This is a genomic window from Enterobacter quasihormaechei (genome assembly GCF_004331385.1).
Classification (GTDB): Bacteria; Pseudomonadota; Gammaproteobacteria; order Enterobacterales; family Enterobacteriaceae; genus Enterobacter; species Enterobacter quasihormaechei.
Genome location: NZ_SJON01000006.1, coordinates 123,010 through 147,696, shown reverse-complemented (window position 1 = coordinate 147,696; position 24,687 = coordinate 123,010). Strand labels below are relative to the sequence as shown.

Sequence of the window (24,687 nt, the reverse complement as noted above, 5' to 3'; positions counted from 1 at the left end):
TTTATCTCCCTATTTTCCGGCATCCATGTTGCATTGCATGTGCTTCCAGCCGGTATAGCCTTTCACGTCGGGTACGCTGTCGGGTAAATCTTGCCAGTTAGCCTTAAGTTGCTGCGTGCTGCCCTCGAGCCCCTGCTTAGTCATATAGACCATTCCCCACGCCCAGCCAGGGGAACGGGGGTCCAGCTTCCCGCTTACTTTATTTCCCATTCCGTCATCCACGGTATAGGCAATCCCCGGCCCACCGGGCAGAGTGCGCGGGTCTTCAAATGGCTTTGATGACATATACAGTCGGTGTTTGGTTAGTAAAAAGCCCTGATCGTTGACGACGGTGAAAGAAATAATATCCTCATACGGCGCGTAGTCATCACCATTGGGTTCATTATGATTTGGTGAAAACGCTACAGAGCGCCACGTTTTCCCATAGTCCTTAGATACTATGAATCCACTCACTCCCCATCCCGTCAGTGCAATATATCGCTCTGATGGATGAATAAATTTACGGGTAAATAGTCGATAAAACTGACTAACGGGTTCGGTGTGAATGCCTCGTTTAGTATCCGTGTACCAGAGTTCGCCTTCACAATCCCACCCTTTCAGTTCGAGATAACGATGATCATCGAATCGATAAACTACCTGCGTCGGCGGTTCTTTCGCCAGGCATCCGGTCACTAGCAAAACAGCAAAGGTCGTCAGGCCGATAAAAAATATCTTCATGCTCTATCCTTAAGCCAGTTGACTATCACTCATGGGCTTTGGCATATCCCATTGCAAATTTGCTACATCCTGATTTCTGATGGACAGTTCGCGTGACGGCATGGCTGGCGAGGCATTTTTAAAGTGGTTTTCCACACCGTACTCCCCTTTTGGAAGCACCTCATCAGGCCTATTCATAAACCATTTCGTACGCTGTTCATCTAGCATTCCTGTACGGTAATATTCTTTAGCGGCAGGATAACCGTTCTGCGGATCGCGCCAGTCCGCACGATGTAATAACCCTTCCCAAAATTTCCCCGCCTGATAATCGAATGATTTGCACTGCCCAATAGCCAAATCAAACGCCATAGCGTGCGATGGTGCAAATTCGCTCATCACAATAGAGGAGTGCTGGCTGTAGCCTACCGGGTCGATTTTCTGCCATTCCGCTTGCAGTTCTTCCGGTGTTTTCTTCCAGGTAAGGGTAACTAACTGAAAATCACGCGAACCTGACACCTCACCATAAATAACTTCATGCTTGCGTTCAAAACTCTCTTCTTTAAGCTCTGAAGCAGATAAAACGTGACCAGGCTGCCAGCCAATATTTTGATAGCGGTTCACAGCAAAGGTTGTCGTTACTGTGCGCTTAATGGCGCTGGCTTTGGCGGAATAGGAAATGTAGGCGTCCGGGCTGTCCGGATCGACATAATAGGTATACGGTTTATCACTGGTTTTAGGATCGTTATCCGGGTGATTATCCTCCCCCTGGAGTTTGAAAATAAAAGGTTCCGGTAACTCCTCACCGTTTATTACCACATCGCGAGCGCTGTAACTGGCGTTCGTGAGAAAGGCATATTTTGCATCCCCCTCAGTTCGCGGTGGTAGCTCAAAGGGGTTAGCGTCAGGGATGTTTCCTACTTCACCATGCTGGTAAAACACGCGCTGAAACAGATTCGGTATATCACTGGCAATATTCTGAGGAATGCCCCGCCAGCCAAAACCCTGCACATTCTCCAGCGACACGACGCCATCATTCGGGCAAAAGTAGTTATACACTTTACCGTCGTTGCTTCGGCAATATCTGTCATCCGTTCGTAGCGGATTATCGGAAGGTTTACGCAAGGTACAGGAGGCCTCCAGAGCCAGTAATTCGCTCTCTGCCATTTTCCCGCCACCTTTCCATTGCGTATGCATCAGGCGACAGAAATTTTTAAATGTCTGCTGTCTGGCATCGTCGGTCTGTTGATAACCCGGCTGAATATTCTCAGCCACGCGCGACTCAAGAGAATACGGTGAGTGATTAAGAACCACACAGTTTACCGGATCGTATCCTGCCTGTTTCACCAGCATATTTGCCAGCATAGTAATAATCGTGCCCTGACTGTGAGCGACGATATTGATAACATCGTTTTGCGTTACTAACGGCTGACGAATCTGAATAATCAAATCCGCCAGCCGTTGAGCGGCAAAAAACTGATAAATGCGGTGCGGGTTTTCATAAATAGGATGGGTAAAATCGCCATCATTGAAGTGCAGCGAGGCAAATCCCGCAGCCGCAACGCCGAAGCCACCGGCGCCGGGTCCCAGCATATCCGGGATCGTCGTCGTCGCGTTGGCAAAGGTCCCGCCCTCCTTAGCAAAATTCGTATCAAGTGCGTTCTTAAAGTTATCGTTCTGGTACTGAAACGGCCCTTTTCCGTCATTACCCAGCGACTTTTTATTCGTCTCGTTATCTTCCTGGTACGCATCATAGGGAAGATGCGCTTTGTCACTCAGCTTCCCGACTTCCTCCCGGTAGCGCTTCTGGTCCGCCCAGTAATCATCATGCGTAACCGGTTTATATCCCCAGTAAAACGGGATGATGGGGGAACGCCCGGGAGTGATAATTCTGTAGTCTTTCCATTCGTGGGCGTAAAAATCCTGCCGGTTGAGTCGCTTACCCAGCCCGACAAGTATTCCTTTCTCCTGATTCTGGTAAGCTTCCCCCACGTCGTTCACGCCATGGACGAGGATCACAATGCCGGGCATCGGACGCGGTATCCCGACGTTGCACGTCTGGGCGACTTCGCCCAGGGTTTTGTGTACCGGAATATCGCCTTCTGATACCACCCGTGGAGCGTAGGGTTTTGTCTTCGCCTCCGTCATTCCATTATCTCCATTTTATAGCTGTCGAGGTCGTCAGCATCGAGTAGGGGTGAACGACCGCAGCTGTCCGTCACGCCTTCCACCACCTGTCCGGATGCACTGGTCAGCCTGAATTTTTTGTTTGCCAGAATTTGCTCCGGATCATCGCCAGCGTGCAGTTTGTAGCGAAGTTTAAAGGCGCCTTTCTCAAAGGATGGCGTCGGTACCGACACACTTTCCGGACCGTCGTATTTCAGGCTCGGCGCTTTGAGCTCAATGCCCGTCGGCGAGAAAATGGTGACCAATCCGGTCGAGCTGATACGGATCCCACCGCCCCCGCAGACAAACTGCATTCCCTTTCTGGCACTGCCGTTCATTTTCCCGGCGGTGCTCGTCAGCGTGAAATCCTGCTGCGACAGCATGTGCATTTCGCCCCGCTGCGCCTGCGTCGTAATATCCCCCGCACCGGCAATCATCTGGATGCCGAGTTTGCGGGCAAACAGCGACAGTTTTTCCCCTACGGCAAGCGAGAATTTTTTCACCACATTCACGCTGGCATTCCCGCCCGCTGTGGCAATCAGGTCTTTCCCGGCGGACATTTGCAGGCTGTCCGGCGTAACCTGCGCAATTCCACTTTTTCCATATGCCAAAATACCGGGCTCCGCGAGATGACTCAGCGTCTGGCTGAGCGCATTTTGCCGATCGGTTTCCACATTACTCGCGCCTGCCGTAAGCGCACTTTGTTGTAGGGTCATCGCCAGCGACAACGCCTTTTCAAGTTGTGCAATAGCCGCTGTCATATCCAGTTGCTTACCCCCCGCGCGGGGCTGGGCTTCCGTGGTGATCATCACGCCTTTGGCAGCACGCAGCGCCATCCAGTCATCGGTGCGAGCCTCCAGACCTTCCCCGCGCTTTTTGCCTTCAGCATCAACCAGGTGGCCCACACTCACTTGCCCTTTGCCGTACTCCGTAGCGATTTTGATGTGTTCCTGCCCGCGACGATCTTCAAGACGGATCTTGTTCAACGCGGCTGTGCGGATCACATTTCGGGTATCGTTACGGTTTGTGACTAAATCCGGGTGGCTGCCGTCGTGCATGACATGGGCGATAAAAGGTCTGTCCGGGTCGCCGCCTTCAAAACCAACGGCAACTTCAGTCCCCTCCAGCAACGGAAAGTGAATACCAAAAGTGTCACCGGCGTACGGTCTGCCGAGGCGTACCAGGGCGCTTTCAAATCCGACCCGTTTTTCATCAAGGTCAAAATCGAACTTAACCCGGTAGCGCCCAACCGCATCAAGTCCGGCATAGGTTTTATCTCCCCCGATAGCCTTCACTCTGGCAGGCACCGTTCCGGATATCACCGGCCGGGATATGTATTCAGGACGGAAGCTATAGCCGTGGATATAGGGGATCCCAGAAAGTACGGCGCGATAGTGTTCAGCACGGCTGCCGCGGATAGTCATCGCAGTTATCACAAACCCTGACTTAAACCCGTCAGGTACAGGCCCTGAGGGAGAAAACATAATGCCTGGCTGAAGCTCGGGATCGCTGGTTGTCGCCCCCAGAACACTCTGTCCGTTCAACAGGCGTTCATAACGCAGACGAGCGTAAAAAGCTGCGGTTTCCGCCTCTTCACCGTAAAAATCACCCGCAGCAATATAGTGATCGGCATAGTGGTAGTGTTGGCCTGACGTGATATCGTCGGGAATATCGCTCGTCTGAATTGTCCTGTCCGTCTGCGGCGATTGCGGGTCACGGTAGTTATAGGTGCGAACCAACACATTTTTTGGGATCAGGCCGTGCTGCTCCTCCAGATCGGTAATGTATTCGCTATAACTGGTCATGCCTGAATGTCGGACATAAGGCATCTGCTTGTCGCTGAAGCGGTAACGACGCGCAGAATCTCCAAAAATAACGACGGTTTCCGCTTTTACTTTGTTGTGGTTCTCAAAACGGAACCAGATCCCTATCTCTGCCAGTAGCCGACGGATGAACCGCAAATCGGTTTCTTTCCACTGAACGATCATTTCCCGTCGTGGATAACTGTGGCTCAGTTGGTCAAAATCAATATTGTAGCCGTCAAAGTGACCACTGTCCTTCATCAGCTTTGTAACGAGCTCCGGGACTGTCATGTTCATGTACACCGCAGAGCGGTAGTTTTGATCCAGCAGCGCCAGCTCATGCTCCAGCACGCATTCATAAAGGGCTTCATCGCCAGAAGACATCAGCCGGGAAAATTGGGTGATCGTGCCATTAATCTGGCGAACCGGCAGCCAGGAGGTTTGCCCATGCCATGAGGCTTCCAGATTCGGTGCACGCAGAATAAACTCAGCCCTCTGATTCAGAACGGCATTAATGGCAATGTTTTGATCCGGACTGGTAAAGCGAATGGTATAGCGATAAGGCTCGCTTAATATCTCTTTTCCTGTAAAAGAATGAACATCACAAATAACATTTTTGCTACGCGGGAAATACAATAAATATCTGTTTAATGTGTCCCACCGTTGAGCTACCTCAGATTCCCCTGACATTATTATCTATCCTTTTAACAAACATTCCGTTCATTAAAAACAATACACCTATCGTTCTCCTATTAAAACACCCAACTTCAAGCTGAATTAATTCATGAGAAGTAAAATTATTCACAGAATAAATAAAAAAGGACCAAGCAATCTTATCACAGATAAATTAAGAATGATCTATTCATCAAATATATACGTGAGGGATGATTTAATAATGAAGAATGATACGCCTGGGGGTTAGGGATATTAAAAATGTATATGGGGAAAAGAAGAACTCATACATGCTGGTCACATAAAGTGACCAGCATCAGGTCAGAGGGCCTGCTTTATGCATTGCGCATTTATTACTGTTTCGCGCCTTCTACCGCTTCGCGAGCCAGTTTAGTGATGCGATCCCAGTCGCCCGCTTCCAGCGCATCCGCAGGAACCAGCCAGGAGCCGCCGATGCACAGCACGCTTTTCAGCGCCAGGTAGTCGCGGTAGTTGGCTGGAGAGATACCGCCCGTTGGGCAGAAACGCACCTGCGAGAATGGACCCGCAATCGCCTGCAACGCTTTGGTGCCGCCGTTCGCTTCAGCCGGGAAGAATTTAAACTCTTTCAGGCCGTAATCCATGCCCAGCATCAGTTCAGAAACGGTGCTGATACCCGGGATCAGTGGAATAGTGCCTTCGGTCGCGGCTTTCAGCAGCGGCTCGGTCAGACCCGGGCTGATGGCAAACTGTGCGCCCGCTTCGGTCACTTCCGCCAGCTGCTGCGCATTCAGAACCGTACCTGCACCAACGATCGCGTCCGGCACTTCTTTGGCGATAGCGCGGATCGCATCCATCGCACAGGCAGTACGCAGGGTCACTTCCAGAACGCGAACGCCACCCGCAACCAGCGCCTTCGCCATCGGAACAGCGTGCTCCAGTTTATTTACCACAATAACCGGCACGACAGGGCCAGTGGTCAGGATTGCTTCTGCACTTGTTTTCCAGTTTTTCATCAGAGTTTTCTCTCGCCAGATCGTTAAAATCAAGTCGTCTTAAAACGTAATACAGGTTGCGCCCTGCTCCGCACCGGAGAGTTTCTCGCGCAACGCACCAAACATTTCACGTCCGGTACCCACGCGCGACGCGCTCAGGTCAGGAATATGTGGCTGACGTGCCGCCAGCTCTGCTTCATCCACCAGCAGGGTTAACTCACCTGTCTGACCGTTAACGCGGATCATGTCACCATCACGGACTTTCGCCAGCAGGCCACCGTCGTAGGCTTCCGGGGTGACGTGGATAGCTGAAGGCACTTTACCGGATGCCCCGGAGAGGCGTCCATCGGTGACCAGCGCAATTTTGAAACGGCGGTCCAATAATACACCAAGCGGCGGCATAAGTTTATGTAATTCTGGCATCCCGTTCGCTTTTGGTCCCTGATGACGCACAACGACCACGCAGTCTTTATCCAGCAGACCCGCGTCAAAGGCAGGTAAAACGTCGTGCTGGCTTTCGAACACCACGGCCGGGGCTTCAATCACCTGATTCTCTTCCGGCACGGCAGAGGTTTTCATCACCGCACGCCCAAGGTTACCGCTCAGCACTTTGGTGCCGCCGTGAGGAGAGAACGGTTTCTCGAAGGTGGCAATGACCTGCGGATCGAGCGAGTCGCTCGCCCCTTCACGCCAGTCCAGCTCACCGTTGTTCAGCCATGGCTCAAGGGTATAGCGATGCAGGCCAAAGCCCGCCACCGTGTTGACATCCTCATGCAGCAGGCCGCCTTTCAGCAGCTCGCGCATCAGCACCGGCACGCCGCCCGCCGCCTGGAAGTGGTTGATGTCCGCCGGACCGTTCGGGTACAGACGCGCCATCAGCGGCACCACGGAGGAGATATCGGAGAAGTCATCCCAGTTAATCAGAATGCCCGCCGCGCGCGCCATTGCGACCAGGTGCATGGTGTGGTTGGTTGAACCGCCGGTTGCCAGCAGGGCAACGATACCGTTGACGATGACTTTTTCATCCACCATTTTGCCCACCGGCATCCATTCGTTGCCGTTACCGGTCAGGCGGGTGACCTGACGGGCTGCGGCTTCGGTCAGCGCCTTACGCAGCGGCGCGTCCGGCTGAATGAACGAGGAGCCCGGCAGCTGCATTCCCATAAACTCCACCACCATCTGGTTGGTGTTGGCCGTACCGTAGAACGTACAGGTGCCCGGCGCGTGGTAGGACGCAGCTTCCGCTTCCAGCAGCGCCTTACGATCCGCTTTTCCTTCGGCATACAGCTGGCGAATACGTACTTTTTCTTTATTCGGCAGACCGCTTGCCATCGGACCTGATGGCACAAAAATCGCTGGCAGATGGCCAAACGACAGCGCGGCCATCACCAGCCCCGGGACGATTTTGTCGCACACGCCCAGATAGAGCGCGCCATCAAACATATTGTGCGAGAGGCCAACCGCCGCAGACATGGCGATCACTTCGCGGCTCAGCAGCGACAGCTCCATGCCGTCCTGCCCCTGGGTGACGCCGTCGCACATGGCCGGCACGCCGCCCGCAACCTGGCCCACCGCGTTTACGCTATGCAGTGCGTTGCGAATGATGTTCGGGTAAACCTCGTACGGCTGGTGGGCAGAGAGCATGTCGTTATAGGAGGTAATGATGGCGATGTTGTTACGCAACATGCTTTTCAGCGCGTCTTTATCGCCAGGCTGACAGGCGGCGAAGCCGTGGGCCAGATTCCCGCAGGCCAGCTGCGAGCGGTGGACCGTTTCGCTCTTCGCCTGTTCAATGCGGGCGAGGTAGGCAGAACGGGTCTCTTTCGAGCGCTCAATTATGCGTTGTGTTACGCGTAACAATGTCGGATTCATAAAAGCTCCTCTAATTTATCTGTCCGGGCTCGGGAGTTTACACAGGTTCTGACGGTTGTTAACAACGCTGAAACGCCTGTTATCCGGAGCGCAGGGGCAAAATGTCTAAGAGGAGTGTAATAAAAAAAGCTCCGCGGGTGAATCCACGCGGAGCTTAAAAAGTAAAAATGATGCCACTTGCTGTGTTAGATCATGTTACCGGTAAAATAACACCTATGGGCTAGAGAGCTTTACTCAAACTCGTTCCAGGAGCGGCCATCGCGGGTGATCATCGCAACGGAGGCAACTGGTCCCCATGTTCCCGCCTGATACGGTTTTGGCGCATCCTGATCGGCAGCCCACGCTTCGGTAATGGAGTCGACCCATTTCCACGCCTCTTCCACTTCATCGCGACGGACGAACAGCGCCTGGATACCGCGCATGGTTTCCAGCAGCAGACGCTCGTAAGCATCGGCCAGATGCGTCTGGTTGAAGGTTTCAGAGTAGCTCAGGTCCAGCTTGGTGGTTTGCAGGTTGTGCTTGTGATCAAGACCCGGCACTTTGTTCAGGATCTGAATATCCACACCCTCGTCCGGTTGCAGACGGATGGTCAGTTTGTTCTGCGGCAGCTCCTGCCAGGATTCTTTGAACAGGTTCAGTTCCGGGTTTTTGAAGTAGACCACCACTTCGGAGCATTTTGCCGGCAGACGCTTACCGGTACGCAGGTAGAACGGCACGCCGGCCCAGCGCCAGTCGTCGATATCCACGCGGATAGCCACAAACGTCTCGGTATTGCTGGACTTGTTCGCGCCCTCTTCTTCCAGATAGCCAGGGACTTTTTTCCCCTGGGCAAAACCTGCGGTGTACTGACCGCGAACGGTTTTCTCACGCACGTTGGAGCGATCGATACGGCGCAGTGATTTCAGCACTTTCACTTTGGCGTCACGAATGCTGTCGGCCGTCAGATCCGACGGTGGAGACATGGCAATCATGCACAGAATTTGCAGCAGGTGGTTCTGGATCATGTCGCGCATCTGGCCGGCCTGGTCAAAGTAACCCCAGCGGCCTTCGATACCCACCTCTTCCGCCACGGTAATTTCCACGTGATCGATGGTGCGGTTGTCCCAGTTGTTCACAAACAGGGAGTTAGCAAAGCGCAGCGCCAGCAGGTTCAGAACCGTCTCTTTGCCCAGGTAGTGGTCAATACGGTAAACCTGGCACTCCTCAAAGAACTCGCCCACCTGGTCGTTGATTTCACGAGAGGTTGCCAGCGACGTGCCCAGAGGCTTTTCCATCACCACGCGCGCCGGTTTGGCGTTCAGCTTCGCTTCGCCCAGACCTTTGCAGATGGCGCCGAAGGTGCTTGGTGGCATGGCGAAATAGTTAATGGTGACGCGATTTTCCTGGTCCAGCATTTCACCCAGACGGGTAAAAGCGCTGACATCATTGACGTCCAGGTTACAAAAATCGAGGCGCCCGCTCAGCTTATCCCACAGGCTTTCATCGATTTTTTCTTTCATGAACGTTTCGAGCGCCTCGCGCACGACTTTGGTATAAGCTTCCTTATCCCATTCGGCGCGCCCTACCCCAAGGATTCGGGTGTCGGGATGTATCTGGCCCGCTTTTTCCAGCTGATACAGGGAAGGCAGCAATTTTCGGCGTGCAAGATCGCCTTTCGCGCCGAAAATGACCAGGTCACATGCCTGGGCTGTTTGCGTTACCGCCATGTCATTCTCCTCAGTTAGATCGCCTGGTACTCTGCCAGGTATCGTTGTAATTTTATTACAATGCACTGTACTGCTTTTACGCATTTCCTGAAACCATTAGCGCTTAACGTCACGTGCGATACGGCGATTTTTCGTCGTCCAGACCTTTAAGCCCGTTTAATGACGCAACAAACGTCGATTCTTTGCGCAACGGAGTCAGGGCAAAACCCGACGTCGATCAAGTAATGAAAAAAAACAACAACATTTCTTGTCGACGGTTACCCTTTCGGAAGTCCCGGGGGTAATATCGGCTAAATCGAATCAGGGTTTCATCTCTGTATGAAATCGTTTATGCCCTCATGAGCGTCTTGTTAACAATGAACATGCTGGAAAAAATCCAGTTTCAACTGGAACACCTTAGCAAATCCGAGCGCAAAGTGGCTGAAGTTATTCTCGCCGCCCCCGCTCAGGCGATTCATTCAAGCATCGCCGCTCTGGCACAGGAATCGGGCGTCAGCGAACCGACGGTTAATCGATTCTGTCGTAGTCTGGACACGCGCGGCTTTCCTGATTTTAAACTGCATCTGGCACAAAGTCTGGCAAACGGCACTCCGTATGTTAATCGCAATGTGGATGAAGACGACAGCGTTGATGCTTACACGGCGAAAATATTTGAATCGGCAATGGCGACGCTCGACCACGTGCGCCAGTCTCTGGATATGAGTTCGGTGAACCGCGCGGTTGATTTGCTTACGCAGGCCAAACGGATTGCTTTCTTTGGCCTTGGCTCGTCGGCTGCCGTGGCACATGACGCCATGAATAAATTCTTTCGCTTCAACGTGCCGGTGATTTATTCCGATGACATTGTGCTGCAACGCATGAGCTGTATGAATTGTAGCGAAGATGATGTCGTGGTCCTCATCTCCCACACGGGCCGCACCAAGAGCCAGGTTGAGCTGGCGCAGCTCGCGCGTGACAACGATGCGATGGTCATCGCCCTGACGACGGCGGGTACGCCGCTGGCCCGGGAAGCGACGCTCGCCATTACCCTGGACGTACCGGAGGACACCGACGTCTACATGCCGATGGTCTCCCGCCTGGCGCAGTTGACGGTCATTGACGTGCTGGCGACCGGTTTTACCTTACGCCGGGGCGCAAAATTCCGTGATAACTTGAAGCGGGTCAAGGAAGCCCTGAAAGAATCGCGTTTTGATAAAGAATTGCTTATAAAGAGCGATGTTCCCTAATAACGACGAAGTACGATTTACGGCATTCGGTCCCCTCGCTACTGCCTTGCAATAGATGAAGTCCGATTCAATGTTCACGCAACACCAAAGTTGTTTCAGTCAACGGAGTATTACATGTCCAGAAGGCTTCGCAGAACCAAGATCGTTACCACCTTAGGCCCGGCCACTGACCGCGATAATAACCTCGAGAAGATTATCGCCGCGGGTGCCAACGTGGTGCGTATGAACTTCTCTCACGGTACGCCAGAAGATCATAAATTACGTGCCGATAAAGTGCGTGAAATCGCAGCTAAACTGGGCCGCCATGTTGCTATCCTCGGCGATCTTCAGGGTCCAAAAATTCGCGTATCGACCTTCAAAGAAGGCAAAGTCTTCCTCAACATCGGCGACAAATTCCTGCTGGATGCCAACCTGAGCAAAGGTGAAGGCGATAAAGAGAAAGTGGGTATCGACTACAAAGGTTTGCCTGCTGACGTTGTGCCAGGCGACATCCTGCTGCTGGACGACGGTCGCGTACAGCTGAAAGTGCTGGAAGTTCAGGGTATGAAGGTGTTCACGGAAGTGACCGTCGGCGGCCCGCTCTCCAACAACAAAGGCATCAACAAGCTCGGCGGTGGCCTGTCTGCCGAAGCGCTGACCGATAAAGACAAAGCGGATATCGTGACCGCAGCACAGATCGGCGTAGATTATCTGGCCGTCTCCTTCCCGCGCTGCGGCGAAGATCTGAACTATGCTCGCCGTCTGGCGCGCGACGCAGGCTGCGATGCGAAAATCGTTGCGAAAGTTGAACGCGCGGAAGCAGTCTGCGATCAGGACGCGATGGATGATGTGATCCTGGCGTCTGACGTCGTGATGGTTGCCCGTGGTGACCTGGGTGTAGAAATCGGCGATCCTGAGCTGGTCGGCATCCAGAAAGCGCTGATCCGTCGCGCGCGCCAGCTGAACCGTGCGGTGATCACCGCCACCCAGATGATGGAATCCATGATCACCAACCCAATGCCGACCCGTGCGGAAGTGATGGACGTGGCCAACGCCGTGCTGGACGGTACCGATGCGGTGATGCTGTCAGCCGAAACCGCTGCCGGTCAGTATCCGGCGGAAACCGTGGCCGCCATGGCGCGCGTCTGCCTGGGCGCAGAGAAGATCCCAAGCATTAACGTCTCCAAGCACCGCCTGGATATCCAGTTCGACAATGTGGAAGAAGCGATTGCGATGTCCGCGATGTACGCCGCAAACCACCTGAAAGGGGTCACGGCAATCATCACCATGACCGAATCTGGCCGTACCGCGCTGATGACGTCCCGCATCAGTTCCGGGCTGCCGATCTTCGCCATGTCCCGTCACGAGCGTACGCTGAACCTGACGGCGCTGTATCGCGGCGTGACGCCGGTGCACTTCGACAGCACTAACGACGGCGTGGCCGCTGCGCACGATGCGGTAAATCTGCTGCGCGACAAAGGTTACCTGGTGTCCGGCGATATCGTTATCGTGACGCAGGGTGACGTGATGAGCACCATCGGCTCAACCAACACCACCCGCGTACTGACCGTAGAGTAAGACCCGATCCCCTCTCCCCTAAGGGAGAGGGTTTCCTATTTCTTAGGGAACAGCTCTTTACGCTTGTACGGCTCCGTTTCGCCAGGCTTACGCGTTTTGAGCAGCTTAAGGATCCACGTATATTGCTCCTTATGCGGCCCCACCAGCACTTCCACCTCTTCATTCATACGGCGCGCAATGGTGCGATCGTCTGCGGTCAGCAGATCGTCCATCGGCGGACGTACCTCAATGCTCAGGCGATGCGTTTTCCCGTCATACACCGGGAACAGCGGGATCACGCGGGCGCGACAGACTTTCATCAGGCGTCCAATCGCGGGTAGCGTCGCTTTATAGGTCGCGAAGAAATCAACAAACTCGCTGTGCTCAGGGCCGTGGTCCTGATCGGGCAAGTAGTAGCCCCAGTAGCCCTGACGCACGGACTGAATGAAGGGCTTGATGCCATCGTTACGCGCGTGCAAACGTCCGCCAAAGCGACGGCGTACGGTATTCCAGACGAAATCGTAGATTTTGTTTCCCTGGTTATGGAACATCGCCGCCATTTTCTGGCCCTGCGAGGCCATCAGCATCGCCGGAATGTCGACTCCCCAGCCGTGCGGCACCAGGAAAATCACCTTTTCATCATTGCGACGCATCTCGTCGATGATCTCCAGCCCTTTCCAGTCAACGCGGTCAACAATCTTCTCCGGCCCTTTCAGCGCCAGTTCCGCCATCATCGCCATCGCCTGTGGCGCGGTGGTATACATGTCATCAATAATTGCTTCGCGTTCGGCGTCGGTTTTATCCGGGAAGCAGTACAGAAGATTGATTTGCGCTCGACGGCGCGCGCTTTTTCCTAAGCGGCCTGCCAGTCGCCCGACCTTGCCGAGCACCGGATCGCGGAGGGAAGCAGGTAGCAACGCCATGCCAGCAAACGCGTATACGCCAAGCCAGGCGCCCCAGTTACGCGGGTGGCGAAAAGATTTTTCAAACTCGGGAATGTACTCAATATTGTTTTTTTTGGTTTCCATGCGGGTTCCAGGGTCTGGTGACGCAAAAATATATTCAGATAGTGTAGCGAGGCAGCCGTCCGCGTACAAAAGAAAAAGCCGGCGCACACTGACGCCGGCTTATTTTTGAGGGTGTTAGCTTAGTCGAAGCGCAGCTGTGGCATCACCTCTTTCACCTGCGCCAGGTAATCTTTGCGATCTTTCCCGGTCAGCCCTTCGGTGCGCGGCAGTTTCGCCGTCAGCGGGTTAACCGCCTGCTGGTTGATCCACACTTCGTAGTGCAGGTGCGGGCCCGTCGAACGGCCGGTGTTCCCGGACAGCGCAATGCGGTCGCCGCGTTTCACTTTCTGGCCCGGTTTGACCAGCAGTTTACGCAGGTGCATGTAGCGGGTGGTGTACGTACGACCGTGACGGATAGCAACGTAATAGCCAGCAGCGCCGCTGCGTTTCGCCATCACCACTTCACCATCCCCTACCGCCAGCACTGGCGTACCCTGCGGCATGGCAAAGTCAACGCCACGGTGCGGCGCTACGCGGCCCGTTACCGGGTTCAGACGACGCGGGTTGAAGTTGGAGGAGACGCGGAACTGTTTAGCCGTTGGGAAACGCAGGAAGCCTTTTGCCAGGCCCGTACCGCTGCGGTCATAGAACTTACCGTCTTCCGCGCGAATAGCGTAGTAGTCTTTGCCATCTGAACGCAGACGCACGCCTACCAGCTGGCTCTGCTCGCGCTTGCCGTCCAGCATTTCGCGGGACATCAGGACAGAGAACTGATCGCCTTTTTTCAGTTTGCGGAAATCCATCTGCCACTGCATGGCTTTGATCACCGAGCTGATTTCAGCGCTGGTCAGACCGGCATCGCGTGCACTGGAAACAAAGCTGCCGCCAACGGTCCCTTTCATGACGCTATTCACCCAGTCGCCCTGCTGCATTTCACTGGTCATTTTGAAACCGTTTGCCGTGCGATCGTAAGTGCGGGTTTCGCGGCGGGACATTTCCCAGGTCAGACGTTGCAGATCGCCATCGGGGGTTAAGGTCCAGGAAAGCTGCTGACCAATTTTCAGGTTACGCAGTTCTTTATCGGAGGCGGCAAGCTGGCTGATGTTGCCCATATCGATACCGTACTGGTTAAGCACGCTGCTCAGCGTGTCGCCCGTCGAGACCACATATTCATGAATGCCGGCTTCATTCTGGATTTTGTCATCCAGCTCGTCCTGGGGAATCGCTTCATCTTCCTGAGCGGCCTGATCGATAGGCTCGCTGGCCTCGGGCAGCAGAGAGCGGATTTCGCTCTTCTCCAGTTCGATGGTTTTGATGATAGGGGCAGAACTCGGGTGGTAAACATAGGGCCGCCAGACGGCGACCGCTAAGGTGAGAACTGTAAGCGACCCCAGCATAACGCGGTGGGGTCGAGGCAGATTGTTAAATGCCAGGGCGACAGAGCGGGCTATCTGTTGCACGTATTCACTTCCTCGTTAATCTCCTTTCAGGCAGCTCGCATACTGATTCGCCAGTTGGCTGAGGAACTGCGAATAGCTCGCTTTGCTCAACTGGATGTTCGTACCTAGCGGGTCAAGGGTTCCCATGCGCACGGATGTTCCCCTGGCCACGGCTTCTACGACCGCTGGCCTGAACTGTGGCTCAGCAAAAACGCATGTCGCTTTTTGCTCAACCAACTGTGTTCTGATTTCATGTAAACGCTGCGCACCAGGCTGAATTTCAGGGTTGACGGTAAAATGCCCCAGCGGGGTCAGACCGTAATGTTTTTCGTAATAGCCGTAAGCATCATGAAAAACGAAGTACCCTTTTCCTTTAAGCGGTGCGAGCTCGTTACCTACCTGTTTATCGGTTGCGGCTAACTGAGCCTCAAAATCCTTCAGGTTGGCGTCGAGTTGGACTCGACTTTGCGGCATAAGTTCCACTAATTTGTCGTGGATTGCAACCGCTGAAAGCCGCGCTATCTCTGGGGAAAGCCAGAGATGCATGTTGTACTCGCCGTGATGGTGATGGTCGTCACCTTTTTCGTCGTGAGCATGACCGTGGTCGTGTTCGTCACCGTCGTCCTCAGATCCTTTCATGAGCAACGGTTTCACGCCGGACAGCTCACCAATCGCCACCTGTTTCGCGGCGGGAACTTGTTTCGCCGTTTTCTGCATGAAGGCTTCCATCTCAGGACCGATCCAGACAACTAAGTCCGCGTTCTGTAAGCGTTTTACGTCGGACGGGCGTAAAGAATAATCATGCTCGGAGGCGCCGTCAGGCAGCAGGACCTGGGTCTCCGTGACCCCATCGGCGATGGCAGCGGCGATAAAGCCTAGCGGTTTAAGCGAAGCGACAACGGCAGCGTTAACATCTTGTGCGGTTGTACCCCAAAGTGCAGCGGATAAAGCAGCGAAAAGAAGCGTATTTTTCTGTAACATAATGCGACTAATCATCGTAATGAATGTGTGGAATGTGATATTATAACATTCGATAACTTCTGCAAGCTTAAATTGACATGACGACTTTAGTTTCTCTTGAAAATGTGTCGGTCTCATTCGGCCAGCGCCGCGTCCTTTCTGACGTGTCGCTGGTTCTGAAGCCCGGCAAAATACTGACGCTGCTCGGCCCTAACGGGGCGGGTAAATCAACGCTGGTGCGCGTCGTGCTAGGCCTGGTCACGCCTGATGAAGGGCTGATCGCCCGCGAAGACAAACTGCGTATCGGCTATGTGCCGCAAAAACTGCATCTCGACGCCACGCTGCCCCTGACGGTGAGCCGCTTCCTGCGCCTGCGCCCCGGTACGCGAAAAGCGGATATCCTCCCGGCCCTGAAGCGCGTTCAGGCGGGCCACCTCGTCGATGCCCCTCTGCAAAAGCTTTCGGGCGGGGAAACCCAGCGCGTATTGCTTGCCCGCGCCCTGCTCAGCAGCCCTCAGCTGCTGGTGCTGGACGAGCCGACGCAGGGCGTTGACGTTAACGGTCAGGTTGCGCTGTACGACCTCATCGACCAGCTTCGCCGTGAACTGAACTGTGCGGTGCTGATGGTTTCCCATGACCTGCATCTGGTGATGGCGAAAACCGACGAAGTGCTGTGCCTGAACCACCACATCTGCTGTTCCGGTACGCCGGAAGTGGTGTCAATGCATCCTGAATTTATCTCCATGTTTGGCCATCGTGGCGCCGAACAGCTGGGCATTTATCGCCATAATCACAATCACCGCCATGATTTACAGGGACGAATTGTCCTGCGTCGGGGAAATGGACACTCATGATTGAACTGTTACTGCCCGGCTGGCTGGCCGGGATTATGCTTGCCTGCGCCGCGGGTCCACTCGGCTCGTTTGTCGTGTGGCGCAGAATGTCCTATTTCGGCGATACGCTGGCCCATGCTTCACTGCTGGGCGTCGCGTTTGGTTTGCTGCTGGACGTGAACCCCTTCTATGCGGTGATAGTCGTCACGCTGCTGCTGGCCGCCGGTCTGGTCTGGCTGGAAAAACGCCCTCACCTCGCAATTGATACCCTGCTCGGCATTATGGCGCACAGCGCCCTGTCGCTGGGCCTGGTGGTGGTGAGCCTGATGTCAAACATCCGCGTTGACCTGATGGCCTATCTGTTTGGCGATCTGCTTGCCGTTACGCCAGAGGATCTGGTTTCCATTGCCATTGGCGTAGTGGTGGTGCTGGGCATATTGCTGTGGCAGTGGCGAAATTTGCTGGCGATGACCGTCAGTCCGGATCTGGCCTTTGTCGACGGCGTAAAGCTTCAGCGCGTGAAGCTGCTGCTGATGCTGGTCACGGCATTAACCATTGGCGTGGCGATGAAGTTTGTCGGGGCACTGATTATCACGTCGCTGCTGATTATCCCTGCCGCCACGGCGCGCCGTTTTGCACGTACCCCAGAGCAAATGGCCGGTATCGCGGTGGTTATCGGGATGATCGCCGTGACGGGCGGGCTAACCTTCTCAGCGTTTTATGACACGCCGGCAGGACCGTCGGTGGTATTGAGCGCAGCGGTATTGTTTGTTTTCAGTATGATGAAAAAGACCGCGCAGTAGTCAGCATGTCCCCGGTAGCGCTTCGCTTACCGGGGCTACAAAAACGTTCCGCCACCCGGCATGATTTAAGGCATCGCCGGCGGCGTTATCCCGAAATGATTCCACGCTCGCACCGTCGCCATACGACCGCGCGGGGTACGCTGTAAGAAGCCCTGCTGGATAAGATACGGCTCCAGCACGTCCTCAATGGTTTCACGCTCTTCGCCAATCGCCGCCGCCAGGTTATCCAGCCCTACCGGCCCGCCAAAGAACTTATCCAGTACCGCCAGCAGCAGCTTGCGGTCCATATAGTCAAAGCCTTCGGCATCCACGTTCAGCATGTCCAGCGCCTGGGCGGCAATCTCAGCCGATATGGTGCCATCGTGCTTCACTTCGGCAAAGTCGCGCACGCGACGCAGCAGGCGGTTGGCAATACGCGGCGTACCGCGGGAACGCTTCGCCACTTCAAACGCCCCCTCTTCGCTCATATCCAGCCCCATGTAGCGCGCGCTGCGGCCCACAATGTGCTGGAGATCGGGCACCTGATAAAACTCCAGACGCTGGACAATGCCAAAGCGGTCGCGCAGCGGAGAGGTCAACGACCCGGCGCGCGTCGTGGCGCCAATCAGGGTAAACGGCGGCAGATCGATTTTAATGGAGCGCGCCGCCGGCCCTTCGCCAATCATGATATCCAGCTGGTAATCTTCCATTGCCGGATAGAGCACTTCCTCCACCACCGGCGACAGACGGTGGATTTCATCGATAAACAGCACGTCGTGCGGTTCGAGGTTGGTCAGCATCGCCGCCAGATCGCCCGCTTTTTCCAGCACCGGGCCGGAAGTGGTACGCAAATTTACGCCCATTTCGTTGGCGACGATGTTTGCCAGGGTGGTTTTACCTAAGCCCGGCGGACCAAAAATCAGCAGGTGATCGAGCGCATCGCCGCGCAGCTTTGCCGCCTGGATGAAAATCTCCATCTGGGAACGAACCTGCGGCTGGCCGATGTACTCATCCAGCAGTTTTGGACGGATCGCGCGATCCACCACGTCATCTGGCTGAATGGTGCCTGCCGATACCAGGCGGTCTGCTTCAATCATCCTTTACCTCACAATGCAGCGCGCAGCGCTTCACGAATCAGGGTTTCACTGCTGGCGTCCGGTTTAGCAATTTTACTCACCATCCGGCTGGCCTCCTGAGGTTTATAGCCCAGCGCTACCAGCGCGGCAACCGCTTCCTGCTCGGCATCGTCATCCGTCGCTGGCCCGCCCGGTGACGTCAGCACCAGATCGGCGGCCGGGGTGAACAGATCGCCATGCAGGCCTTTAAAGCGGTCTTTCATCTCGACGATAAGGCGCTCGGCGGTTTTCTTGCCGATGCCCGGAAGTTTAATCAACGCAGCCGGATCTTCGCGCTCAACGGCGTTCACAAATTGCGGGGCTGACATACCGGATAAAATCGCCAGCGCCAGCTTCGGCCCGACGCCGTTGGTTTTGATTAATTCACGGAACAGGGTGCGTTCCTGTTTATTATTGAAGCCGTACAGCAGCTGAGCGTCTTCACGCACGACAAACTGGGTAAAAACAATCGCCTCTTTGCCCGCGTCGGGCAGCTCGTAGAAGCAGGTCATCGGCATATGGACTTCATAGCCCACGCCACCCACTTCCAGCAGCACTAACGGGGGTTGTTTTTCAATGATGATGCCTCTGAGTCTGCCTATCACGTGACGCTCCTGCGTTCTGGAAAAGTGTTAACTGGCGACATAATAAAAAAAGGCTGGATAAACATCCAGCCTGATTTCTTATTATCGTAACCTGCCTCGCGCCAGATTGAGCCGCGACTCGCTCATTTGCATCGCGTTCTGGCTGACGTGGCAGTGGGTAATCGCAATCGCCAGCGCATCCGCGGCGTCGGCCTGCGGGTTCGCGGGAAGCTTCAGCAGGGTGCGCACCATATGCTGCACCTGGCTTTTCTCCGCGCTACCGATGCCCACTACCGTCTGTTTAACCTGACGGGCCGCGTACTCAAATACCGGCAGATCCTGGTTCACGGCGGCAACAATCGCCACGCCGCGCGCCTGACCGAGCTTTAACGCCGAATCCGCGTTCTTCGCCATAAAGACCTGCTCGATGGCGAAATAGTCCGGCTGGAACTGGGTGATGATCTCCGACACGCCCGCATAAATGAGCTTCAGGCGCGACGGCAAATCGTCCACTTTAGTGCGAATACAGCCGCTGCCGAGGTAGGTTAGCTGGCGTCCCACCTGACGGATAACGCCATAGCCGGTGACGCGCGAGCCGGGGTCAATCCCAAGGATAATCGACATCACGCGTCTCCCGTAAACGGTTCAGGCTGGCGCATTACAGCGTCGCAGCCACCTCATCAGAGATTTCACCGTTGTGATACACTTCCTGTACGTCGTCGCAGTCTTCGAGCATGTCGATCAGACGCAGCAGCTTAGGTGCGGTTTCCGCATCCATATCCGCTTTGGTGGACGGAATCATGGACACTTCAGCGTTATCCGCCTTCAGGCCAGCCGCTTCCAGCGCATCGCGCACGGCACCCATCTCTTCCCACGCGGTGTAAACGTCAATCGCACCGTCGTCGTAGGTCACCACGTCTTCCGCGCCTGCTTCCAGCGCCGCTTCCATGATGACGTCTTCGTCGCCTTTCTCGAAGGAGATGACGCCTTTTTTGCTGAACAGGTAAGCTACGGAGCCGTCAGTGCCCAGGTTACCGCCGGTTTTGGTGAACGCGTGGCGCACTTCCGCAACGGTACGGTTACGGTTGTCAGACAGGCATTCAACCATTACCGCCGTACCGCCAGGGCCGTAACCTTCATAAATGATAGTTTCCATGTTCGCGTCTTCGTCACCGCCCACGCCACGTGCGATGGCGCGGTTCAGGGTGTCGCGCGTCATGTTGTTGGACAGGGCTTTATCCACCGCCGCACGCAGGCGCGGGTTAGAGGCCGGATCGCCGCCGCCCAGACGCGCCGCTGTCACCAGCTCACGAATGATTTTGGTAAAGATTTTACCGCGCTTGGCATCCTGTGCCGCTTTACGGTGTTTGGTGTTGGCCCACTTACTATGACCTGCCATAAAAAGTTCTCCAAAAATCGCGCCTTCTCAGGCAGCGTTAATTACAAATTCTTCAATCGCCTGCCGGTTGCTCCATGACTTGGTCAGTGCGGCGGCATCCGCCGCATCGACCCAGCGGTAGGTCAGATGTTCAGTGAACACGATCTCCCGCTCATGGGGAAGCGCAAGGCAGAACCACGATTCCGTATTGCGCTCAATGCCCGGCGCATAGCGATGACGTAAATGGCTAAAAATTTCAAACTCCACCGTGCGCTGACAGTCCTTCAGGGTCAGTTGCTCGCGAGCAACGTCAATGGCGACCTCTTCCTTTACTTCACGCGCGGCGGCCTGCGGCGCGGTCTCCCCCTCTTCCAGGCTGCCGGTAACCGACTGCCAGAAATCAGGATCGTCGCGCCGCTGCAACATCAGCACCCGCTTCGTGTCCAGGGCATAAATGACAACTAAGACAGAAACGGGAAGCTTGTATGCCATATCAGTTTTTCTCTTCCTTCTTCACCACCTCAATGCCCAGCTCGACCAGCGCGGCCGGGTTGGCAAAGCTTGGCGCTTCGGTCATCAGACACGCCGCTGCGGTGGTTTTCGGGAAGGCGATAACATCACGGATGTTGTCGGTGCCGGTCAGCAGCATGGTCAGACGGTCAAGACCGAAGGCCAGACCCGCGTGCGGAGGCGTACCGTACTTCAGGGCGTCCAGCAGGAAGCCAAACTTCTCGCGCTGCTCCTGCTCGTTAATGCCCAGAATGCCGAACACGGTCTGCTGCATTTCACCGCTGTGAATACGCACGGAGCCGCCGCCCACTTCGTAGCCGTTGATAACCATATCGTAGGCATTCGCTACCGCATCTTCCGGTGCTGCCTTCAGCTCCGCCGCCGTCATGTCTTTTGGCGAGGTGAACGGGTGGTGCATCGCGGTCAGGCCGCCTTCACCGTCGTCTTCAAACATCGGGAAGTCGATAACCCACAGCGGCGCCCATTTGCTTTCGTCGGTCAGATTCAGGTCTTTACCGAGCTTCAGACGCAGCGCGCCCATTGCGTCAGCAACAACTTTCTTGTTGTCTGCGCCGAAGAAGATCATGTCGCCGTCCTGGGCACCGGTGCGCTCAAGGATCGCTTCCACGATGTCCGCGTTCAGGAATTTCGCCACCGGGCTGGTGATGCCTTCCAGACCTTTCGCGCGCTCGGTCACTTTAATATAGGCCAGACCTTTCGCGCCGTAGATCTTGATGAAGTTGCCGTAGTCGTCAATTTGCTTACGGCTTAAGGACGCGCCGCCCGGTACGCGCAGGGCAGCCACGCGGCCTTTCGGATCGTTAGCCGGGCCAGCAAAGACCGCGAACTCCACGTCTTTAACCAGGTCAGCCACGTCCACCAGCTCCATCGGGTTACGCAGGTCTGGTTTGTCGGAACCGTAGCGACGCTCGGCTTCCGCGAAGGTCATGATCGGGAAATCGCCCAGCTCAACGCCCTTCACGTCGTTCCACAGGCTACGCACCAGCGCTTCCATCACTTCACGCACCTGCTCGGCGGTCATGAAGGAGGTTTCCACATCGATCTGGGTAAATTCTGGCTGACGGTCAGCGCGCAGGTCTTCGTCGCGGAAGCATTTTACAATCTGGTAGTAGCGGTCGAAGCCGGACATCATCAGCAGCTGCTTGAACAGCTGCGGAGACTGCGGCAGCGCATAGAATTTGCCTTTATGGACGCGGGATGGCACCAGGTAATCGCGCGCGCCTTCCGGCGTGGCTTTGGTCAGCATCGGGGTTTCAATATCGAGGAAACCGTGATCGTCCATAAAGCGACGCACCAGGCTGGTGATTTTCGCACGGGTTTTCAGGCGCTGAGCCATCTCCGGACGACGCAGATCCAGGTAGCGGTATTTCAGACGCGCTTCTTCGGTGTTGACGTGGTTGGAGTCCAGCGGCAGCGCTTCCGCGCGGTTGATAATCACCAGATCGGACGCCAGCACTTCGATAGCGCCGGTCGCCATCTCGGCGTTGATGTTTTTTTCGTCACGCGCACGCACGGTGCCCGTCACCTGAATGCAGAACTCATTACGCAGCTCAGAAGCCAGCTTCAACGCATCAGCGCGATCCGGATCGAAGAACACCTGAACGATACCTTCGCGGTCACGCATATCAATAAAGATAAGGCTACCAAGATCGCGACGACGATTGACCCAACCACACAGGGTAACCTGCTGCCCGACGTGGGACTGACGCAGCTGCCCGCAATATTCTGTACGCATGAGATATCCCTTAATTAGCCGCAGGCTGATTGTTGCCTGTCTTGCAGGCTACGATGTCGCAGCTTTCTGTATGTCACAACTGGATGAAAAAAGGCGGCTATTATACTGGAAATTCTGCCGGACGATAAGAGCGAAGCACGGCCTGACGCGCGTTTGCTGTGCTCTTATTGCCTATTCTCACAAAAATTAACAAAATTATCCGACCGATAACAGGCCATACCGTCGTAAGGTGTAGAAAAGCAACTGATTTGACTGGAGTAACAATGTTGACGCTTGATGCCACCAAAACCGCCCTCGTGGTCATTGATTTACAGGAAGGGATCCTGCCTTTTGCCGGGGGTCCGCACACCGCTGACGATGTCGTAAGCCGCGCTGCGCGTCTGGCGGAAAAATGCCGCGCCAGCGGTGCGCCGGTGGTCATGGTGCGCGTCGGCTGGTCCGCTGATTTTGCCGAAGCGTTAAAACAGCCGGTTGATGCTCAGGCCCCGGCGCAGGCGCTGCCGGACAACTGGTGGACGTATCCGGTCTCGCTCGGTAAACGCGACAGCGATATTGAAGTCACCAAACGCCAGTGGGGCGCCTTCTACGGCACCGATCTGGAGCTTCAGCTGCGCCGTCGCGGAATCGACACGATCATTCTGTGCGGGATCTCCACCAACATCGGTGTGGAATCCACCGCCCGTAACGCCTGGGAGCTGGGCTTTAACCTGGTCATCGCGGAAGACGCGTGCAGCGCAGCCTCTGCGGACCAGCATCAGGGCAGCATGACCCATATCTTCCCGCGTATCGGTCGCGTGCGCAGCACGGATGAGATCCTGAGCGCGCTATGATGTACGTGGGCCTGCCCCAGTGGTCGCACCCGAAATGGGTGCGCCTGGGTATTACCAACCTTGAAGAGTATGCCCGACACTTTAACTGCGTGGAGGGCAATACCACGCTGTACGCCCTGCCCCGCGCGGAGATCGTCGAACGCTGGCGCGAGCAAACCACCGACGACTTTCGCTTTTGCTTTAAATTCCCGGCAACCATCTCCCACAACGCCGCGCTGCGCAACTGCGATGATTTAACCCACGAGTTTTTCACCCGTATGTCGCCTCTGGCCAGCCGGATTGGACAGTACTGGCTCCAGCTTCCCGCCACGTTTGGCCCGCGCGACCTGCCTGCTCTCTGGCAGTTTCTCGACGCGTTGCCGCATGACTTTACCTACGGCGTGGAAGTGAGGCATCCGGAATTCTTTGCTAAAGGCGAGGCGGAAAAAGTGTTGAATCGCGGTCTGTTAGATCGCTCTGTCAACCGGGCGATCCTCGACAGCCGGCCCGTGCACAGCGCAATCCCGCACAGCGAAGCCATTGTTGATGCCCAGCGCAAAAAACCGAAAGTGCCCGTCCACGCGATCGTGACGGCCAAAAACCCAATGGTGCGGTTTATCGGCAGCGATAACATGCAGCAAAACCAGGCGATGTTCGCCGTCTGGCTGCAAACGCTCGCGAAATGGGAGCAGACCACCACTCCGTACCTGTTTTTACATACGCCGGATATTGCCCAGGCGCCTGAACTGGTCGATGCTCTCTGGCAGGCCTTGCAGCATGCGGTTCCGTCGGTTGGCCCCGCCCCCTCCATCCCACAACAATCTTCTCTTTTCTGACATCACCCCCTATCATAGAGACGTGCCATCT

Annotated in this window: 21 protein-coding genes; 6 read left to right on the top strand and 15 right to left on the bottom strand. The window is 55.3% G+C overall.

Going from position 1 to position 24,687, the window contains the following annotated elements; all coding sequences use genetic code 11:
• Window positions 1–9: 9 nt before the first annotated feature.
• The 6 genes from E0L16_RS10685 to zwf all read right to left on the bottom strand — a co-directional run bounded on the left by E0L16_RS10685 (window position 10) and on the right by zwf (window position 9,885).
• Window positions 10–717, bottom strand: coding sequence for a T6SS immunity protein Tli3 family protein (locus tag E0L16_RS10685; RefSeq protein ID WP_131636891.1), 708 nt, complete (start codon window positions 715–717; stop codon window positions 10–12).
• A gap of 9 nt (window positions 718–726) precedes the next feature.
• The gene (locus tag E0L16_RS10680) at window positions 727–2,841 is read right to left on the bottom strand and encodes a T6SS effector phospholipase Tle3 domain-containing protein (RefSeq protein WP_131636890.1); all 2,115 of its coding nucleotides are present in this window, start codon (window positions 2,839–2,841) and stop codon (window positions 727–729) included.
• Window positions 2,838–5,351, bottom strand: a complete 2,514-nt coding sequence (locus tag E0L16_RS10675; RefSeq protein WP_131636889.1) for a type VI secretion system Vgr family protein — start codon at window positions 5,349–5,351, stop codon at window positions 2,838–2,840. Before E0L16_RS10675 ends, E0L16_RS10680 begins: the two co-directional genes overlap by 4 nt.
• A 335-nt stretch (window positions 5,352–5,686) precedes the next feature.
• On the bottom strand, window positions 5,687–6,328 hold the full coding sequence (gene kdgA, locus E0L16_RS10670) for a bifunctional 4-hydroxy-2-oxoglutarate aldolase/2-dehydro-3-deoxy-phosphogluconate aldolase (protein WP_063450105.1): 642 nt from the start codon (window positions 6,326–6,328) through the stop codon (window positions 5,687–5,689).
• Between the two features lie 39 nt (window positions 6,329–6,367).
• Window positions 6,368–8,179, bottom strand: a complete 1,812-nt coding sequence (gene edd, locus E0L16_RS10665; RefSeq protein WP_131636888.1) for a phosphogluconate dehydratase — start codon at window positions 8,177–8,179, stop codon at window positions 6,368–6,370.
• A gap of 230 nt (window positions 8,180–8,409) precedes the next feature.
• Window positions 8,410–9,885, bottom strand: coding sequence for a glucose-6-phosphate dehydrogenase (gene zwf, locus E0L16_RS10660; RefSeq protein ID WP_131636887.1), 1,476 nt, complete (start codon window positions 9,883–9,885; stop codon window positions 8,410–8,412).
• Between the two features lie 356 nt (window positions 9,886–10,241).
• Between zwf and E0L16_RS10655 the strand changes: the two genes are divergently transcribed.
• Complete coding sequence (locus E0L16_RS10655) at window positions 10,242–11,111, top strand: MurR/RpiR family transcriptional regulator (RefSeq protein WP_063450107.1); 870 nt, start codon at window positions 10,242–10,244, stop codon at window positions 11,109–11,111.
• A 114-nt stretch (window positions 11,112–11,225) separates the two neighbouring features.
• Window positions 11,226–12,668 (top strand): pyruvate kinase, encoded by a 1,443-nt coding sequence (gene pyk, locus E0L16_RS10650; protein ID WP_010432595.1) that lies wholly within the window; start codon window positions 11,226–11,228, stop codon window positions 12,666–12,668.
• A 35-nt stretch (window positions 12,669–12,703) separates the two neighbouring features.
• Here pyk and lpxM read toward each other — a convergent pair whose 3' ends face one another.
• The 3 genes from lpxM to znuA form a co-directional block, all read right to left on the bottom strand.
• Window positions 12,704–13,675 carry a lauroyl-Kdo(2)-lipid IV(A) myristoyltransferase gene (gene lpxM, locus E0L16_RS10645; protein WP_063868466.1) on the bottom strand — a complete coding sequence of 324 codons (972 nt, stop codon included), beginning with the start codon at window positions 13,673–13,675 and terminating at the stop codon, window positions 12,704–12,706.
• Between the two features lie 119 nt (window positions 13,676–13,794).
• Complete coding sequence (gene mepM, locus E0L16_RS10640) at window positions 13,795–15,114, bottom strand: murein DD-endopeptidase MepM (protein ID WP_006811031.1); 1,320 nt, start codon at window positions 15,112–15,114, stop codon at window positions 13,795–13,797.
• Window positions 15,115–15,129: 15 nt separating this feature from the next.
• Window positions 15,130–16,074, bottom strand: a complete 945-nt coding sequence (gene znuA / locus E0L16_RS10635) for a zinc ABC transporter substrate-binding protein ZnuA (RefSeq protein WP_129741652.1) — start codon at window positions 16,072–16,074, stop codon at window positions 15,130–15,132.
• A 77-nt stretch (window positions 16,075–16,151) separates the two neighbouring features.
• On the opposite strand from znuA, the gene znuC reads away from it, so the two are divergent.
• Both znuC and znuB read left to right on the top strand, forming a co-directional pair.
• A complete protein-coding gene (gene znuC, locus E0L16_RS10630; protein ID WP_063450109.1) occupies window positions 16,152–16,907 on the top strand; it encodes a zinc ABC transporter ATP-binding protein ZnuC in 756 nt (251 codons plus the stop codon).
• Window positions 16,904–17,689, top strand: coding sequence for a zinc ABC transporter permease subunit ZnuB (gene znuB, locus E0L16_RS10625; protein WP_063450110.1), 786 nt, complete (start codon window positions 16,904–16,906; stop codon window positions 17,687–17,689). The genes znuC and znuB overlap by 4 nt, the downstream gene beginning before the upstream one ends.
• Window positions 17,690–17,754: 65 nt before the next feature.
• Here the strand turns inward: znuB and ruvB are convergent, their stop codons facing one another.
• The 6 genes from ruvB to aspS form a co-directional block, all read right to left on the bottom strand.
• A complete protein-coding gene (gene ruvB, locus E0L16_RS10620) occupies window positions 17,755–18,765 on the bottom strand; it encodes a Holliday junction branch migration DNA helicase RuvB (RefSeq protein WP_003859753.1) in 1,011 nt (336 codons plus the stop codon).
• Window positions 18,766–18,773: 8 nt separating this feature from the next.
• A complete protein-coding gene (ruvA, locus tag E0L16_RS10615; protein WP_023312236.1) occupies window positions 18,774–19,388 on the bottom strand; it encodes a Holliday junction branch migration protein RuvA in 615 nt (204 codons plus the stop codon).
• A gap of 81 nt (window positions 19,389–19,469) precedes the next feature.
• Window positions 19,470–19,991 (bottom strand): crossover junction endodeoxyribonuclease RuvC, encoded by a 522-nt coding sequence (gene ruvC, locus E0L16_RS10610; RefSeq protein ID WP_003859749.1) that lies wholly within the window; start codon window positions 19,989–19,991, stop codon window positions 19,470–19,472.
• A 34-nt stretch (window positions 19,992–20,025) separates the two neighbouring features.
• Window positions 20,026–20,766, bottom strand: coding sequence for a YebC/PmpR family DNA-binding transcriptional regulator (locus tag E0L16_RS10605; protein WP_006176049.1), 741 nt, complete (start codon window positions 20,764–20,766; stop codon window positions 20,026–20,028).
• A 27-nt stretch (window positions 20,767–20,793) separates the two neighbouring features.
• Window positions 20,794–21,237, bottom strand: a complete 444-nt coding sequence (gene nudB, locus E0L16_RS10600) for a dihydroneopterin triphosphate diphosphatase (RefSeq protein ID WP_063450111.1) — start codon at window positions 21,235–21,237, stop codon at window positions 20,794–20,796.
• A gap of 1 nt (window position 21,238) precedes the next feature.
• A complete protein-coding gene (gene aspS, locus E0L16_RS10595) occupies window positions 21,239–23,011 on the bottom strand; it encodes an aspartate--tRNA ligase (RefSeq protein WP_131636886.1) in 1,773 nt (590 codons plus the stop codon).
• Window positions 23,012–23,274: 263 nt separating this feature from the next.
• Between aspS and E0L16_RS10590 the strand changes: the two genes are divergently transcribed.
• Both E0L16_RS10590 and E0L16_RS10585 read left to right on the top strand, forming a co-directional pair.
• Window positions 23,275–23,841, top strand: coding sequence for a hydrolase (locus tag E0L16_RS10590; RefSeq protein WP_063450113.1), 567 nt, complete (start codon window positions 23,275–23,277; stop codon window positions 23,839–23,841).
• Window positions 23,838–24,656, top strand: a complete 819-nt coding sequence (locus tag E0L16_RS10585) for a DUF72 domain-containing protein (protein WP_131636885.1) — start codon at window positions 23,838–23,840, stop codon at window positions 24,654–24,656. Before E0L16_RS10590 ends, E0L16_RS10585 begins: the two co-directional genes overlap by 4 nt.
• The last annotated feature ends 31 nt before the right edge of the window (window positions 24,657–24,687 follow it).

Bases quoted from the DNA above. Each gene is read 5' to 3' on its own strand.
- E0L16_RS10685 (WP_131636891.1), bottom strand. From the start codon at position 717: ATGAAGATATTTTTTATCGGCCTGACGACCTTTGCTGTTTTGCTAGTG.
- E0L16_RS10680 (WP_131636890.1), bottom strand. From the start codon at position 2,841: ATGACGGAGGCGAAGACAAAACCCTACGCTCCACGGGTGGTATCAGAA.
- E0L16_RS10675 (WP_131636889.1), bottom strand. From the start codon at position 5,351: ATGTCAGGGGAATCTGAGGTAGCTCAACGGTGGGACACATTAAACAGA.
- kdgA (WP_063450105.1), bottom strand. From the start codon at position 6,328: ATGAAAAACTGGAAAACAAGTGCAGAAGCAATCCTGACCACTGGCCCT.
- edd (WP_131636888.1), bottom strand. From the start codon at position 8,179: ATGAATCCGACATTGTTACGCGTAACACAACGCATAATTGAGCGCTCG.
- zwf (WP_131636887.1), bottom strand. From the start codon at position 9,885: ATGGCGGTAACGCAAACAGCCCAGGCATGTGACCTGGTCATTTTCGGC.
- E0L16_RS10655 (WP_063450107.1), top strand. From the start codon at position 10,242: ATGAACATGCTGGAAAAAATCCAGTTTCAACTGGAACACCTTAGCAAA.
- pyk (WP_010432595.1), top strand. From the start codon at position 11,226: ATGTCCAGAAGGCTTCGCAGAACCAAGATCGTTACCACCTTAGGCCCG.
- lpxM (WP_063868466.1), bottom strand. From the start codon at position 13,675: ATGGAAACCAAAAAAAACAATATTGAGTACATTCCCGAGTTTGAAAAA.
- znuA (WP_129741652.1), bottom strand. From the start codon at position 16,074: ATGTTACAGAAAAATACGCTTCTTTTCGCTGCTTTATCCGCTGCACTT.
- znuC (WP_063450109.1), top strand. From the start codon at position 16,152: ATGACGACTTTAGTTTCTCTTGAAAATGTGTCGGTCTCATTCGGCCAG.
- znuB (WP_063450110.1), top strand. From the start codon at position 16,904: ATGATTGAACTGTTACTGCCCGGCTGGCTGGCCGGGATTATGCTTGCC.
- ruvB (WP_003859753.1), bottom strand. From the start codon at position 18,765: ATGATTGAAGCAGACCGCCTGGTATCGGCAGGCACCATTCAGCCAGAT.
- ruvC (WP_003859749.1), bottom strand. From the start codon at position 19,991: ATGTCGATTATCCTTGGGATTGACCCCGGCTCGCGCGTCACCGGCTAT.
- E0L16_RS10605 (WP_006176049.1), bottom strand. From the start codon at position 20,766: ATGGCAGGTCATAGTAAGTGGGCCAACACCAAACACCGTAAAGCGGCA.
- nudB (WP_063450111.1), bottom strand. From the start codon at position 21,237: ATGGCATACAAGCTTCCCGTTTCTGTCTTAGTTGTCATTTATGCCCTG.
- aspS (WP_131636886.1), bottom strand. From the start codon at position 23,011: ATGCGTACAGAATATTGCGGGCAGCTGCGTCAGTCCCACGTCGGGCAG.
- E0L16_RS10590 (WP_063450113.1), top strand. From the start codon at position 23,275: ATGTTGACGCTTGATGCCACCAAAACCGCCCTCGTGGTCATTGATTTA.
- E0L16_RS10585 (WP_131636885.1), top strand. From the start codon at position 23,838: ATGATGTACGTGGGCCTGCCCCAGTGGTCGCACCCGAAATGGGTGCGC.